This window comes from Roseivirga seohaensis subsp. aquiponti (assembly GCF_001267955.1).
GTDB lineage: Bacteria > Bacteroidota > Bacteroidia > Cytophagales > Cyclobacteriaceae > Roseivirga > Roseivirga seohaensis.
The window spans coordinates 204,715-220,370 of record NZ_JSVA01000001.1; the positions used below are offsets into that span (position 1 = coordinate 204,715).

Annotated in this window: 15 protein-coding genes; 11 read left to right on the forward strand and 4 right to left on the reverse strand. The window is 39.4% G+C overall.

The annotated features are described in order from the left end of the window. The first annotated feature begins 130 nt into the window (after positions 1–130). Together OB69_RS00810 and OB69_RS00815 are read left to right on the forward strand one after the other, a co-directional pair. Positions 131–577, forward strand: coding sequence for an SRPBCC family protein (locus OB69_RS00810; RefSeq protein WP_053221786.1), 447 nt, complete (start codon positions 131–133; stop codon positions 575–577). An 82-nt stretch (positions 578–659) separates the two neighbouring features. Further along, entirely contained in the window at positions 660–1,904 is a 1,245-nt protein-coding gene (locus tag OB69_RS00815) for an aspartyl protease family protein (protein WP_053221787.1), read from the forward strand. Between the two features lie 56 nt (positions 1,905–1,960). On the opposite strand, the gene OB69_RS00820 is transcribed toward OB69_RS00815, so the two are convergent. After that, a complete protein-coding gene (locus OB69_RS00820) occupies positions 1,961–4,441 on the reverse strand; it encodes a zinc-dependent metalloprotease (protein ID WP_053221788.1) in 2,481 nt (826 codons plus the stop codon). A gap of 106 nt (positions 4,442–4,547) precedes the next feature. Between OB69_RS00820 and OB69_RS00825 the strand changes: the two genes are divergently transcribed. Continuing rightward, on the forward strand, positions 4,548–5,663 hold the full coding sequence (locus tag OB69_RS00825; protein ID WP_053221789.1) for an NAD(P)/FAD-dependent oxidoreductase: 1,116 nt from the start codon (positions 4,548–4,550) through the stop codon (positions 5,661–5,663). Positions 5,664–5,792: 129 nt separating this feature from the next. Here OB69_RS00825 and OB69_RS00830 read toward each other — a convergent pair whose 3' ends face one another. After that, complete coding sequence (locus tag OB69_RS00830; protein WP_053221790.1) at positions 5,793–6,698, reverse strand: UbiA family prenyltransferase; 906 nt, start codon at positions 6,696–6,698, stop codon at positions 5,793–5,795. 50 nt (positions 6,699–6,748) lie between these two features. Here OB69_RS00830 and OB69_RS00835 point away from each other — a divergent pair, with 50 nt between their 5' ends. From OB69_RS00835 to OB69_RS00845, 3 genes are read left to right on the forward strand one after another with little or no spacing between them, the layout of a single operon-like run. Next, positions 6,749–7,840, forward strand: a complete 1,092-nt coding sequence (locus OB69_RS00835) for a type III polyketide synthase (protein ID WP_053221791.1) — start codon at positions 6,749–6,751, stop codon at positions 7,838–7,840. Between the two features lie 11 nt (positions 7,841–7,851). Further along, positions 7,852–8,160 (forward strand): hypothetical protein, encoded by a 309-nt coding sequence (locus OB69_RS00840; RefSeq protein ID WP_157608454.1) that lies wholly within the window; start codon positions 7,852–7,854, stop codon positions 8,158–8,160. A 9-nt stretch (positions 8,161–8,169) separates the two neighbouring features. Then, on the forward strand, positions 8,170–8,859 hold the full coding sequence (locus tag OB69_RS00845; protein WP_053221793.1) for a methyltransferase domain-containing protein: 690 nt from the start codon (positions 8,170–8,172) through the stop codon (positions 8,857–8,859). A gap of 55 nt (positions 8,860–8,914) precedes the next feature. Here OB69_RS00845 and OB69_RS00850 read toward each other — a convergent pair whose 3' ends face one another. Continuing rightward, positions 8,915–9,508 (reverse strand): nitroreductase family protein, encoded by a 594-nt coding sequence (locus OB69_RS00850; protein ID WP_053221794.1) that lies wholly within the window; start codon positions 9,506–9,508, stop codon positions 8,915–8,917. A 97-nt stretch (positions 9,509–9,605) separates the two neighbouring features. Here OB69_RS00850 and OB69_RS00855 point away from each other — a divergent pair, with 97 nt between their 5' ends. Genes OB69_RS00855 through OB69_RS00870 form a run of 4 tightly spaced genes read left to right on the forward strand, consistent with a single transcriptional unit; the run spans position 9,606 to position 13,781 of the window. Continuing rightward, positions 9,606–10,388, forward strand: coding sequence for a peptidase-C39 like family protein (locus OB69_RS00855; RefSeq protein ID WP_245620757.1), 783 nt, complete (start codon positions 9,606–9,608; stop codon positions 10,386–10,388). Then, a complete protein-coding gene (locus OB69_RS00860) occupies positions 10,388–11,836 on the forward strand; it encodes a RimK family protein (RefSeq protein WP_053221795.1) in 1,449 nt (482 codons plus the stop codon). Before OB69_RS00855 ends, OB69_RS00860 begins: the two co-directional genes overlap by 1 nt. A 5-nt stretch (positions 11,837–11,841) precedes the next feature. Further along, a complete protein-coding gene (locus OB69_RS00865) occupies positions 11,842–13,107 on the forward strand; it encodes a carboxylate-amine ligase (RefSeq protein ID WP_053221796.1) in 1,266 nt (421 codons plus the stop codon). After that, positions 13,086–13,781, forward strand: a complete 696-nt coding sequence (locus OB69_RS00870; RefSeq protein WP_053221797.1) for an N-formylglutamate amidohydrolase — start codon at positions 13,086–13,088, stop codon at positions 13,779–13,781. The genes OB69_RS00865 and OB69_RS00870 overlap by 22 nt, the downstream gene beginning before the upstream one ends. Before the next feature lie 7 nt (positions 13,782–13,788). Here OB69_RS00870 and OB69_RS00875 read toward each other — a convergent pair whose 3' ends face one another. Then, a complete protein-coding gene (locus OB69_RS00875; protein WP_157608455.1) occupies positions 13,789–14,565 on the reverse strand; it encodes a hypothetical protein in 777 nt (258 codons plus the stop codon). A 187-nt stretch (positions 14,566–14,752) separates the two neighbouring features. On the opposite strand from OB69_RS00875, the gene OB69_RS00880 reads away from it, so the two are divergent. Further along, entirely contained in the window at positions 14,753–15,535 is a 783-nt protein-coding gene (locus OB69_RS00880) for an inositol monophosphatase family protein (protein ID WP_053221799.1), read from the forward strand. Positions 15,536–15,656 lie beyond the last annotated feature (121 nt).

The following is a 15,656-nucleotide window of genomic DNA, read 5'->3' on the forward strand; positions in this document are numbered from 1 at the left end:
TAGCATCTCGGTAGTAGAGACATTCCAGTGTTTAGAGTCGAGTGAATATTATGAAAAATAGGAAGTTTAGACTGCAGTTCCAAATAACCAAAAGGGGTAAACTTTTGTTTTAAATGTTAGTTATTGGGGTATGAAAATCAAAATTTCTACAAAGGTAGAACAGGACTTGACAAATGTAAAGGATGGCTTTAACGAAAGCCTATTTATTCGCTTAAGTCCTCCTTTTCCAAAAGTTGAGTTAAATCGTTATGATGGATGCAAATCGGGTGATATTGTGGGGCTTACGCTAAACTTTTTTCTTTTCAAACAAGAATGGATAAGTAAAATAATTGATCAAACCGAAACCGAACAACGCTTTGATTTTATTGATATTGGCATAAAACTCCCTGTGTTTTTTAATAGTTGGAAGCATAAGCATATCATGGAGCAACAAGAAGCGGGTACCATGATTATTGATGATATTGAATACTCAACGCCTTTTCTGCTGCTCAACTATATTCTATATCCATTGATTTATTTCCAGTTTATGTATCGAAAACCAATATATAGAAAGTGGTTTAAAAAAAGATATAAGTAAACTCAAGTTTGCATTGGTAAGGGTTTACGTTTTTAAGAGTGTTATTTAACTGGTTCGTTCGGAACACAAAACACCCGCTCATATGAAATATCTGCCAACTATAATCTTATCCACCCTCCTTTACTATACTGTCAATCTTCAGGCTCAAAACTCAATTGGTTTCGGTTTAGAAAACGGAGCCAATAGGGTCTCGTTGTCTTTTAAGAATGAAAGCAATCTTATGATTGTTCCTATTAAAATAAATGAACAAGGGCCATTCAATTTTATTTTAGATACAGGCTCTGAATCGGGGATGATCTTCGATAAATTAATTATCGGTGAAAATAACTTGGTAAACGCGAGAACCATTCCTATTTACGCGGCAGATGGTAACAAAGTGACGGATCTTTGGGTGGCCAATGACATTAGGATAAATTTTGCAGGGGTGCATGGCAAAGATCAATCTATGCTAGTGCTTCAGAGTAATTTTGTAGATATAGAGAATGTACTTGGTGTTGAGGCACACGGAATTTTGGGTTCAGAAATCTTCAATCGCTTTGTAGTGAACATAGATTATTCAGAAAGAAGAATTAACCTATCGCACCCTGAGGACTTTAAACGACCAAAGAAGTATAAAAGAATACCAATTACATTAGAGAATTTTCGACCCTATGTAAACGTGAATGTAAAGCAAAAAGGGGAAAAGCCAATTACGGTAAAACTGCTTATTGATACAGGTGCTAGTAGTGCGTTATTTCTTGATGCTGAGTCGAATGAAGATATAATTCTACCCGAAAGAACTTTAGATCATACGATTGGCAGGGGGCTAGCGGGCGTTATTAAAGGGAAAATAGGAAGAGTAAAGAAAGTAAAGTTAGGTAAATACAAATTTAAAAAGGTATTAACTTCATATCCAGAGGGTTGGGGCTTATCTAAGCCTAATGTGGAAACCAGTAGAGAGGATGTTCGCTACGGAACAATTGGCGCTGATATTCTATCTAAGTTTCATGTAATCTTCAATTATCACGAAGGGTATATGTACCTAAAACCAAACAGCAACTTTCGTGAAAGATTCCAATTTAATACGGTTGGTATGAACGTAATGGCTTTTGGAGATCGACTGAATGAGTATTATATAAATGATATTATTCCCGGTTCACCGGCAGAAAAAGCAGGCTTAGAAATAGGCGATGAAGTGATTGCCATGAATAACAACCCCGCATTTTTTTATAAGTTGGATGAAGTAGTTTCTGTATTGAAACGTACACCAGGAGAAAGACTTAAGCTGATTATTCGCAGAAATGGTGAGCTCATGCAGATTAACCTAAAGCATAAGCGATTACTATAAAAAAAGAAGGCCGTCTGGAAACTCCAGACGGCCTCATTTTCATTATTTTGCCCAGATTACTTCGGGTCAAGAATATTGTTTACTTTCTCTAAAGCATCTTCTAAATGTATTTTCGACATTCTATCAGAAGTTCTTGGAATAGCAGCTTTAATTCTAGCCTGCAAAGTTTTTAATTCTGCTCTGGCTACTGAAGAAATATCAGACTGACTATTATCCTTCATTAAAGTTTCCATTCTATCAATATACCCACTTTGAAGGTTTCTTCTGTAGGTGTCAATTGCTTTACCAGCAGATAGTTCAGACCAAATACCGTTTCTTACATCGCTGAATAATTCAAGCATTCCGTAAGCAGCGTTTCCGTTTAGCGCTTCATTTTCAATAACTCTACCTAGTTTTCTTGGCTCTAAAACAGAGTTTAAAGTTCTTACCTGCATAGATTTCATGGCAGTAACTGCACCGTCATCCTGAAGTCTGTTCAAAATTTCATTGTCAAGAATCCATTTTGGAGTATTGAACAATTGATTGTTTAAGAACTGAACAGCTTCTTTTTGCTTGGCTTTTGGAGCATGTGTATAAACAGCTCCTTCTTGGTCAACTGTTTTGTAATCTTCTTTAACACCACCTACATAACGGCCTACATGACCCATGTAACGGTTGAACTGAGACTGAACTTCACCATACATTTCTTCCAATTCTGTGTAATCAGAACCTGGAACATAAGTCCATTTCTTCAAGTTGTTCATGATTATTTTCAGGTTTCTGATTCCATAATCACTTGCTTTCATGGCATCATCACCTAAGTCTTCACTTTGGGCAGTGTAGTCATTGCTATTGCCTTGACGCCCGAATCTGTAAAGTGGATCACCATTTTTTTCTTCGATCCATCTTCTTAAAGTAGGAAGTTCCTCTTCAGGAGTTTTGGCATCTAATATTGGTCTGTAACCCCAAGCAATTGAGTATTTATCATAAACTCCTACTTCTGGCATTAAAGCAACACCTTCGTCTTCTGGTTGTGCTATGTAGTTAAAACGAGCGTAGTCCATAAGCGATGGCGCTGTACCCATTTTTTTAGTGAACTCAGCAGATCTCAAAGAATCTACAGGATAAGCATTACTTGAACCGAAGTTATGTGGTAAACCTAAAGTATGGCCTACTTCATGAGAAGATACAAAGCGGATCAAACGTGACATTACTTCATCGTCAAACTCTGGGCTTTGAGCGCCAGGGTTAATGGCAGAAGTTTGAACAAAGAACCATCTTCTTAATAATGTCATTACGTTATGGTACCAGTTGATATCACTTTCTAAGATTTCACCAGAACGTGGATCACTTACGTGTGGTCCGTTTGCGTTTGGAATTGGAGAAGCTAAATATCTAACTACAGAATATCTAACATCTTCTGGGCTCCAATCTGGATCTTCTTCAGGAGTAGGAGCTGTTTTAGCAATAATTGCATCTTTGAAACCTGCGGCTTCAAAAGCAACTTGCCAATCTTCGATACCGTCTTTAATCGCTTTTACCCACTTTTCAGGAGTTGCTCTATCGATGTAATAAACGATTTGTTTCTTCGGAACAACTAATTCTCCTCTACGGAATTTAGCCATATCCTCATCTCTTACTTCAAGTCTCCATCTGTCTAAATATCTAATAGTTTTAGACTGCTGAACGTCTAAACCATAATCAGTTGTTCCTCTTGCAAACCAGCCCACTCTTTCATCATAAAGTCTTCTTTGCATTGGTACTTCTGGCAGAAGAATCATTGAGTTGCTCATCTCAATAGTGATGGCTCCGTCTTCTCTTGAAGAAGGGCTAGCACTAGCTAAATAAGTTTTAACGTGTCTAAGCTCAATGTTTTCAGGGTAGCTGCTTACTCTAGTTACATAAGAACGGTCGTTATCCATTCTTGAAACCTTATATTGAGTTCGGTAAAACTGAGGAAAACCAAGAGGCTTGATATCGCTGGTTAACAATGATGAAGCATCAATTACTACTCCGTTACCATCTTTAGAAATAGCCTCAACTTGGAAAGACGCCAAGATTGGGTCTAAGTTTGAGTTTTTAACTGCTTCACTGATTGGAAGAGAATCAGCCGCTGTAACTTGCGTTGAGATAATTTTCAGAAGGATCTTATTCTCGTTACGTTCCCATCTTAGCATTAAGGTGCTTGTTTTTCCACCACCAAAGCCAATGCCCGAAGCAGTTTTTGCAATTCGGGAAACCATAAGCATATCTCTTCCTAAAAGATCATTAGGAATCTCGAAGAAGTATTTATCATCAATTTTATGTACTTGGAAAAGCCCATCGTCTGAAATGGCATCTTTTGTAATTACCTCGTCATAAGGTTTTGGTTCGCCTTTTTTTACTTTAGGCTTAGGATCTTGTTTTGGAGCAGCAGCTGCTGCGGCCGCTTTTTCGGCAGCTTCTCTTTTTTCCTTCCTAGATTGCCCAAATGAGTTATCTGCGAACCCAGTGAGCAAAAATAAGACGGCCACAGCAACCAATAATGGTTTTTGTGCAATCGTTTTAATCTTTTTCATTCCTTTAGTGGTTTAATAATTGTTGCTTAAGCTAATTGCTTATGTGGTACCGTGAAGCCTATTTTACTTGAAAGGTGCTTTAGAATTATAAAAGGGGAATGTAAAATTGAAAAAAATAGCAATAATTGGTGGGGGTTTAGCAGGTTTAGTGAGTGCCGTACGACTTTCTCGCTTGAATTTCGAGGTTGTTCTCTTTGAAAAGAAACAATATCCCTTCCATAAAGTCTGTGGTGAATACCTTTCTAATGAAGTATTGGACTTCATGAAAAGAGAGAAACTCCTGCCTGATAATCAATGTTTTCCTCAAATCACTAAGTTTCAAATTAGCGCTTTAAATGGTCAGTCTTTAAATATGCCTCTTGATATGGGCGGCTTTGGGATTAGCCGTTTTTTACTCGATGATTTTTTAGCGAATCTAGCCAGAACATCTGGAGCTGAAATTCTAGAGAATACGTCCATCATTAATGTTGAATTTGGCAACAATCAATTTAGATTAGAAAGTAGCACCAATGAAGTTTACCATGCCGATTTGGTGATTGGCGCCTATGGGAAAAATGGAGTGCTAGACAAAAAGCTGGAGCGAGGTTATTTGAAATATGAAGCTCCTTTTATTGGCGTAAAGCATCACATCAAAACGGACTTTCCTAGAAACTTAGTAGCCTTGCATAATTTTGAAGGAGGATATTGCGGTATAGTAGCCATTGAAAATGACCAGTTTAATCTTTGCTATTTAGGCAGAAGAGAAGATTTGAAAAAAACAGGCTCTGTAGAGGCAATGGAAAAAAAAGTGCTTAAAGTCAATCCATTTCTAAAATCCATTTTTGATAATGCTGAGTTTGTGCACGAAAAACCAGTGGTAATTAATTCCTTTTCCTTTCGCCCTAAAAAACTGATCGAAAACCATATTCTGATGTCGGGAGATACGGCCGGCCTGATTACTCCATTATGCGGCAATGGAATGGCCATGGCAGTTCACTCCGCTAAAATCCTCTCTGATACGATTGCTGAACATGCTGGTTCAGAACAATGGGATAGGCAAAAACTGGAAAGTGTTTACAGTGAGAAGTGGAATGCAACTTTTAAAAAACGGCTTTGGGTAGGAAGAAAAACACAGTCCTTTTTTGGTTCAAAATGGAGCAGTAAAGCAGCACTTTCAGTAATGAAAAATTCACCATGGCTAGCGAAAAAAATTATGAAAAACACACACGGAATGCCGTTTTAATAGGTTGGAAAACCCTCCAAAAGCTGATCAACTACTTCATTTAAAGCTTAAGTAATAACTTTTGGAGGGTTCTATCAATCGAAGAACGTGTACATACCAACAGAGATGTATTGAGGAGGATTTAGGGTTTTAGTATTGACCTACCACATTTAAAATATTGGTAGAGTCTAGAAAAAAGTAGAGAAAGAATCCGCCCAAACAGGTGGCCGAAATGAAGTTGAGCCACATGGTGTTTTTAAAGTTTGCTTTGTTTTCATTCTTCATTACCGCTAAAAACCAGCCTGCAAAAAACAAAACAATTGGAGCCATTGCCAGAATAAACGTCCACCCATATTTGGTTTGGTGGTAGGCGTCAAAATAAAAGAAATAGAGCACCGATGCCATCACAAAAAATACAGCGGTGAACAGGAAAGTGCCTTTGATTCCCAGCTTTATACTAAGCGTTTTATCGCCTCTTTTGGCATCTTCTTCATGCTGATAAATTTGGGTCATAGGATAGGCTCCCCAAAGAATTACAGAGGCCAGAAGTCCGGGAATAAGCACGTGAGGTTTTAAAACATGGCTGAATTCGAAATTATTTAAGCCAATGTAAATGATCCAAACTACCCAAGCGCCTTGAAAAAGGCCAGCGATAAACCAACTCAGGAAAGCGTACTTTTTTAGTCGTATTGAAGGGTGGCTGTATGCCCTTGACACCAGAATGTAGACAAGTAGCATAAGCGTCAACGTCCAGTTGTTTTTAAACTGCCAAATGGAAAGTGAAATTCCAATAATATCGAAAAGCCAAGCCGTGTAAAGCAGGTTTTTATCTACTGGGGGCGGGTTTTTCAGGCCACCAATGCTCTTTTCATCCTTGTCGAAATAGCTGTTAAACGCATTACTGGCAGGGTAAATGAAAAGGTGAAGAATGATAAAAAGCCAGAGCAGATTGGGCTCACTTAGGTTGGGACTAATAGAAACTCCAAAGAAATAGATAGGGAGAAGAAAGTAGCTAAACGGAATTCTTAAATGTAACCAAGTCGACTTTTTGAACATAATTGAAAGTTATACTGAACAATTTAGCGGAAAAAAGGATAATATAGAACGTGAGATCAGTCATATCAGCCATAGGCACCGCAGTTCCGGAAAACAAAATTCCTCAGAAGGAAATTCTTGAGTTTATGGCAAATGCTCATGGGTTTGAAGGTAAGGATAAAACCCGATTGAAAGCACTTTACCGTGCCAGCGGAATTCAAACCCGTCATTCTGTAATTTCAGATTACAGTAGCCTCAATATAGAAGACTGGAAGTTCTACCCCAAAAATAGAGACCTTAGTCCTTTTCCAACGACTCAGCAACGATCGCTTTTATACAAAAAAACAGCACCTGATTTGGCGATGCAGGCAGTGAAAAACTGCATTCAGAAATCGGATATTAAACTGGACGAAGTTACCCATTTGATCACCATCAGTTGCACTGGAATGTATGCGCCTGGTTTAGATATTGACTTGGTTAATGGACTGAAGCTAAGACCCGATGTTCAGCGTACGTGTATTAATTTTATGGGCTGTTATGCAGCTATAACGGGTATTCGCACGGCTGATGCTTTTTGCAAAGCCGATCCAAAGGCTAAAGTTTTGGTGGTTTCAACTGAGCTCTGCACCATTCATTTTCAGAATAAAACAGACGAGGATAATTTATTGGCCAATGCGCTTTTCAGCGATGGCGCAGCAGCCCTTTTAATGACCTCTTCGGAACAAGGGAATAAAGGCTTATCACCCGTAGCCTTCCATAATCAAATTCTGAACGATGGAGGCGAGAACATGGCTTGGGACATTGGTGATTTCGGTTTCGAAATGAAGCTTTCATCTTATGTGCCCAATCTTATTGAGTCGGGTATTGCGGGAATGATTGACCAACTGAAAAAGAAAATGGGCGGAAGTTCTATTCAACAATACGCCATACACCCCGGGGGAAAACGGATTTTGGAAGTAATTGAACAAGAACTAAATCTTGACAAAAACGATAACCGTTATGCCTATGAGGTACTCCAAAATTATGGAAATATGTCGTCCGCTACTTTAATCTTCGTTTTAGAAAAACTGATGCAAGAAAAGCCTAAAAAAGGCGAGCATTGTCTTTCTGTGGCTTTTGGCCCTGGCCTTACTTTGGAGTCGATGGTGTTAGAAATCGTTTAATGTTTAGGGTAATGAAAAAGGTTTTCATATGTATTGGCGTTTTAGTTTCCTTGCTGCTTTTCGCGTTTTTATACTTTACAGAGTGGAGTGTCGCTGCCAGAAAAAGCAAACAAAATGTGGTCAACTCCGAAAAACTTGAAATAGGAATGGACTCATTACAGGTGAAGAAAATAATGGGTGAGCCTGATGCAAGAAGTGATTATGCTTCACAGAGCAATATTCCTTCGTTCTACTATCAGCCTCCAACTTTTTCGTCTGATGGTATTTTTGTCCATTTTGACTCCCTAGGGCATGTGAAACGGATTACCTACTTTGAATAAAAACCAGCAATGAGCAGTCGATCATACGAAGAAGAATTAATGGATGACCTTGAGGCCTCTGGTGAAGTAATTCCGCAGACGCTAAAGGAACTGGAAACCATCAATAAATGGTTGGGAGGAAACTTTGTAACCATTAATGGTTTGGATCAGCTTGTTCGGTCAAAAACCAAAGAGAAAATGGTGATTGCAGATTTGGGCTGTGGCGGAGGTGATATGCTGAAGCTCGTTGCTCAGTGGGCAAAACAGAGGAAGCTAGAAGTTGAATTGATAGGCTTTGATGCCAATCCTGCTATTGTGGAATACGCCATAGAGAACTGTAAGGCCTACCCAAACATCCGTTTCGAAGTGTGTGATATTTTTTCAGAAGAGTTTAAAGAAAGGCAATTCGATGTTATTCTTTGTACCCTTTTTACACATCACTTTACCGATGAACAACTCATCAATATTTTCAATCAGTTTAAAACCCAAGCAAAAAAGGGAACAGTAATTAATGACCTGCATCGCCATGGTTTGGCGGAGTTTTTAATCAAATGGCTGACCCACTTTTTCTCCAAATCTGAAATGGTGAAGAACGATGCTCCGCTTTCTGTAAGGCGGGCCTTCAAAAAGGGAGAGCTAGAGAAAATCATGAAGCAAGCCGAAATTCCGTTTTTCAAGCTGAGGTGGATGTGGGCGTTTAGATGGCAGTTGATTTTTTAATTTTCGAAGTGAAAGAACCCTCCAAGGGTTTCAAACCCTTGGAGGGTTGACATATTTAACTTTCCACCCAACTCACTTTTTCTTCAATTGGGCCACGCTTACCAGCAGGCCATTTGTCCGTTTTTAAGTTTCCTACATAGAGAAAGCCGAGTAGTTTATCTTCGGCTCCCAAGCCAAAAAAGCTTTTGGCTTCTTCTTTATAAGTAATTCCGCCCGAGCCCCAATAACAGCCAACTCCATAAGCAGTAGCCGTTAAATACATGTTTTGCACGGCACAGGCTACAGCCGAAACTTCCTCGATTTCTGGTATTAAAGCTTTCGGGTCACGCTTCATGCCAATGGCAATAATATGCGAAGCCATCAATGGTTTGGTGGCTAGCTTCTCAAATTTCGATGCATCAAAATTGCCTGCTTTGGTAGAAAGCGTTTTATAAAGTTCAGATTGAAAAGTAGCGAGTTTTTTCAAGCCTTCACCCTTGAAAACCACAAAGCGCCAAGGCTCGGTAAGTTTATGTGTGGGCGCCCAATTGGCATTCTCCAGCATCTCTTTAATGATGGCGTCATCTACTGGCACATCAGAATACATGGCTGGATATATTGATCTGCGGTTTCGGAGCAGTTTATTAGTTTCTTCTATCGAAAATTTCATATCGTTCTAACTTAAAAAAAGCGACTAAAATAGTTGTTCAGGTTGCGTTTGCTTCTGTCCATAACAGTGGCTCTTCTTCATAAATTCCCTGTGCAAAGTGACTTTTTATTATGGCTTCGTCAAAGGAGTATTAAAGGTAGAAAAATACATGATCGTTTTAGATAAAGCATGGTTTGGTATTGATATGCTTCCGCAGCCAACGGACTCCACTTGTGGGCCAACTTGTTTGCAGGCGGTTTATCAATATTACGGAGACTACATCTCTTTGCCTGATATAATTGGCGAAGTAAAGCAGTTGAAAAGCGGAGGAACCTTGGCGGTGAATTTAGGCAACCATGCTTTAAAGCGCGGTTACAAAGCAACGCTCTACACCTATAATCTCAACTTGTTCGATCCGTCATGGTTTGATGCAGAAGAGCCGGATTTACTTCATAAGCTAGGTTTGCAAAAAAGATACAAACCACAGCGCAGAATTCAGTTCGCATCTGTGGCTTATATGAAGTTTTTGAAACAAGGAGGAGAAATTAAATTTGAAGACTTGAGTCCAGAATTAATCAAGAAATTCCTCTTCGCGAAGCAACCAATTTTAACAGGCTTAAGCGCTACTTATTTGTATGGTAGCAAACGTGAAATTGGAGATACAGTAACCGAATATGATGACTTGAGAGGTCTGCCAGTGGGTCATTTTGTGGTGTTAAATGGTTATTCTGAGGCAACAGGAATGGTATCCATTGCCGACCCATTGAAGAACAACCCCATGAACAACGGTGAGCAACACTACAAAGTGGATATTAACCGCCTGATTAATGCGATTATGTTGGGCATTGTAACCTACGATGCCAATTTATTAATTATTGAACCAAGAGATAAAAACCAGTAATGTCGAAACTAATAGTTACAGAGAACCCAAAGAAATGGAATTTTAATATCCCTGGCGTAGAGGTTATTTCCGCCAGAGAATACTTTGCAAACGAAGGTCTAAGACACCTGAACAAGGTTAAAGTGATTAACCTCTGCAAATCATACCAATACCAAAGCACGGGATATTATGTGTCGCTTTTGGCGGAAGCCAGAGGCCATAAAGTATTGCCAGAAGCTTCCACCATTCAAGATTTCCGTTACCCGGCCATGATCAAGGACGATGCACAAGATTTTGATGAAGTGATTCAAAAAACCTTTAAAGGAAATAAAGAAACTAAAGTTGAACTGAGAATTTATTTTGGTTTCACAGGCAGTGCACACACCACTAAACTGGGCCTATTGCTCTTCAACCTTTTTCAAACCCCTATTTTAAAAGTGGTTTTTGTAAAGAAAGAAAAATGGGCGCTGGAACAATTGAAACCACTTAACATTCATGATTTAAGTGAAGAAGAACGTACTACTTTGAGTAATCAATTGGGGCTTTTCCTCACTAAAAAAATGGTGGTGAGAACCAGTAACCCAAGAAGAAAATTCGACTTGGCCATTTTGGTAAACCCAGAAGATGACAACCCGCCATCGGACGCCAAAGCATTACAAAAGTTTGTGAAAGCTGCGGAAAAAACGGGCTTCAACACGGAAATAATTACCAAAAACGATTACGCCAGACTTACCCAGTTCGATGCACTTTTCATAAGGGAAACCACAAACGTAAACAACCATACTTTCCGCTTCGCTAAAAAAGCAGAAGCCGAAGGTTTGGTAGTTTTTGATGACCCAATGTCGATTTTAAGATGCACCAACAAAGTGTATTTAAATGAATTGATGACCAGCAACAAAATCCCTGTTCCTAAATCAACCATCATTTCAAAAGACAAGGCTACGCCCGATACTGAAAAGCTAGAGTTCCCTTTTATTCTGAAAGAGCCCGATGGCGCTTTTTCAAGAGGTGTGAAAAAGGTGAAAAACGAAGAAGAATTGAAAGCCCTTTTGAAAGGCTTTTTCAAAGGGTCGGAACTGCTGATTGCGCAAGAGTTTATGCCAACTCCTTTCGATTGGCGAGTAGGCATTATCAATAACGAACCACTCTATGTTTGCCGCTATTACATGGCCCGTGACCATTGGCAAATTGTAAACTGGAAAGAAGGCGACAAACACGTGGAAGGCAATGCCGATACTTTGGCAGTAGAACAAGCTCCGGTGGGTTTATTACAAACCGCTTTAAAGGCCACAAAACTGATTGGTAACGGGCTTTACGGAGTAGATATCAAAGAAGTGAATGGCAAATTCTATGTGATAGAAGTAAACGACAACCCGAATATAGACTCGGGTGTGGAAGATAAGATTATCAAGAACAAGCTCTACGAACGCATAATGGAAATTATGCTGGAGCGCATAAAAATGAAATAAGAAAAATGAGTAACACCAACCGCCTGCATCTGTTCGAAGCATTTGGAATAGAGCTGGAATACATGATTGTGGATATAGAAACCCTCAATGTGAAGCCAATCGCAGACGAGGTGTTTAAATCTTTGACCGGAGAATATATCGGAGAAATAAATATGGGGCCAGTAACTTGGTCCAACGAGCTGGCCTTGCATGTGCTTGAACTTAAATGCTCGCATCCAACCAAAGATTTGGTGCAATTGGGTGTGGATTTTCAAGAAGCCATTGAGCAAATGAACGAGCTATTAGCTACTTTCAATGCTCGATTAATGCCAACTGCTGCGCATCCTTGGATGGATCCTGAAACGGAATCTTTCCGTTGGACGCACGACAGTGGGGAAATCTATGCGGCTTACGACAGGATTTTTAACTGTAAGGGCCATGGCTGGAGCAACTTGCAAAGCACGCACATTAACTTGCCGTTTTATGACGATGAGGAGTTCTCAAAACTTCATGGCGCTATTCGTTTAATTTTGCCATTGCTGCCCGCTTTATCGGCCAGCTCGCCTATCATTGGTGGCAAGTTCACCAACTTTCTAGACAAGCGCTTAGATTATTATCAGAACAACCAAAAGATCATTCCTTCCCTTACGGGGAAGGTAATTCCAGAAGCTATTTTCTCTAAAAGAACATATAGAAAATACATTTATAGCCAGATAGAAGAAGACATTGCTCCGCATGATCCTGATGGAATTTTAGACCCAATTTGGTTAAACTCACGTGGCGCCATTGCCCGTTTCGACCGTGGAGCGATTGAAATCAGAATCATTGATATTCAGGAATGCCCCTCTGCAGATTTGGCCATTGCCAATTTGGTCATTGCCTTTTTGCAAATGCTTACGCAGGAGAAAATAATGACTAGCGAAGTTCAGCATGAATTTAAAACCACCGACTTACAAGCCATTTTCAAGAGTGTAATTCGACATGGCGAACACACGGTAATCAACGACAAGGAATATTTAAAAGCCTTTGGTTTTAATCCTTATGAGGAAGTTACTGCTGGTGATTTCTGGAGAAAGATGCTGATTAATCTGCACATTATGTACCCTGAAAGGCTTGAACCTTGGTATGATCAAATTCATAAAATTTTAGATCAAGGTACTTTGGCCAGTAGAATTTTAGCGAGTACCAACCAAAATTACGAGCACAGTAACCTAAAAATGGTGTATCGCGAATTGACTGACTGTTTGGAAAACAACCAAATGTTTGATCCATGCTTGGAAGGCGCATTCTAATTACCTGCGAGCATGCAGGCAACGAATTGCCTGAGAGTTATAAATATTTATTTAAAAGAGGGAAAGAGGCGTTGGAATCGCACCGGGGTTGGGACCCTGGTGCTGCTATTCTTGCCAGTTACCTTGGGGTAGAATTAGCCGTTCCGGTTTTTATGCATCCTACTTCACGCTTATTGGTAGAAGTCAATCGGTCTTTAAACCACCCTCAGCTTTTCAGTGAATTCACCATTGACTTGGAGCCTTCGGTAAAGCAGTTTTTGCTCAATAAATACTATCGCCCTTACCGAAATGCAGTAACTGATTGGATTAAAAGAGAAACAGAAGCCAAAAACGAAGTAGCTCATTTTTCTATACATTCTTTTACACCCGTTTGGGAAGGTAAAAAACGCCTAACCGACATCGGTATTCTCTTCGACCCAAAAAGAAGGTTGGAAAACAAGATTGCCCTGGAGTTGACTGAGAAACTTCGGGAGTTAGCTCCCTTACTTACCATCGACCTGAATGAGCCTTATAAAGGCACTGACGATGGTTTTACCACCAGTTTACGCAAGAAGTTTGGCGTAAAAAGTTACTCAGGTATCGAAATCGAAGTCAACCAAAAATTCTTTTTTAATAAGGAATTGGACTTTGTGAAAAGTGTCCTTTCACCAGCAATAAAGAGTTTAGAAATCTAAAAATAGTTTAACCACACAAGCCCCCACCAAAGACAACTTTTCCATCTTCTTTTGTGGTGATGTGATTTGAATAAGACTCATCGGCATCGGTAAACTCGAGCCTTGTACCCCTCACTTTAGTAAGCTTCACGATATCAGCATTTGGGAAGTAAATGCCTGATCTGTTGTCATAAAGAAATGCCGTGAACATAAAATAGACTTGGTTGATATTGGCGCCACTAATGAAAAACTCTCCCATATCGCAGCCTTCTATATTTACCCAATGAATATAACTACCATCAGCGAATTTAATGTCTTTAATCCAACGGTAGTAAATGTTAGGTTCAGTCCCTAAAGGCTCCTTTTTTTCCGTAACCACTCCCTCTCCTAAAGTACGCTCTAAATAATCATCTTCTCTTTCTGGTCGCTTGTTTTCAGGCAGTTTCAATGGTAATCTTTTGGAAAGTTCACCGTCAAATACATAGCCTTCAACATCTTCCGTAGATATTTTTACCCAATGACCTTTCAGGGAATAATCAATTTGATCTTTATCTGATTCGACCTGAAAGTTTCTAATGACTTTAGGATAGGAAGCGTCTGTTACTTGAACCTTGGTTCCAAAAGCAAGGCTATCCAAAATTTCTGACTCGGTATTTGTGTCTGAGTAAACCACCGTCCCTTTTACATTCCAAGCGTAATATTGCGCTCCGTTTACTAAATTCTGAGCGGAGATTTCTTCAGAAAAAATTAAACTCATTATTGAGAAAACCATTACAAGTCTAACTCTATTTTCAAATCTATTCATACTTTAAAGTAACTATTAAAGAATGAAAAATATTATAAATTAAGGTTTAATATTTACAAATATATGTATGAGGTAGATCTGCTTTTGGTGGGCATTACTTAAGAAACTGTTGTTTTAATAGTCTTCGTTTTTTTAATAATGTCTGCGTTTTGAAACCCCTATATTTGTAAGGTTAAGAAAACAAACCATGCAGCAATTACTTCAAGACGTTATCGTGCTTGCCAAAGAAACGGGAGAATTCATTCGGCAGGAATCAAGAAAATTTGATCATTCTAAAATTGAATACAAAGGTAAAAACGACCTTGTTTCCTATGTAGACAAAGAGGCTGAAAAGCGAATTGTTGCTGGTTTGAGTAAGATTCTTCCTGGCTCTGGCTTTATAGCCGAAGAAGGCACTTCCACTAAAAAATCTGATACCTATAATTGGATTGTTGATCCGCTGGATGGAACCACCAATTTTGCGCATGGAATTCCTGTTTTTGCTGTGTCTATTGCTTTGATGAAGCGGAACGAATTGACTTTGGGTGTGGTGTATGAAATCAACCGCGATGAATGTTTTCATGCTGTAAAAGGGCAAGGTGCATTTTTAAATCACTTCCCGATTACGGTTTCTCCGGTAAAAACATTAGACAAGTCATTGTTGGCCACTGGTTTTCCTTATTATAACTTCGAACAGATGTCTCAGTATTTGGTAATTCTAGACGAGTTTATGAAGTCCACCCATGGTTTGCGCAGAATGGGCAGTGCGGCAGTAGATTTGGCCTATACTGCCTGTGGTCGTTTCGAAGGCTTTTTTGAGTACAACCTACAGCCTTGGGACGTAGCGGCAGGAGCCTTAATTGTAAAAGAAGCGGGAGGAATGGTGACCGATTTTAATGGCGGAAGTGATTACATTTTTGGAAGACAAATCATTGCTGGAAACGAAGTGCAGCCCGCCATGCAACAGTTAATTCAAGAGCATTGGTTTTGAACCTAAGTTAAATAATGCGGCTAATTATTTCAAAACGAAATGCAAAACGCAAAACAAAAAAAGCCCCGACATGTCGGGGCCTTTTCATATAAGCTAAATGTCCCGTCCTGAAATAGCGTTA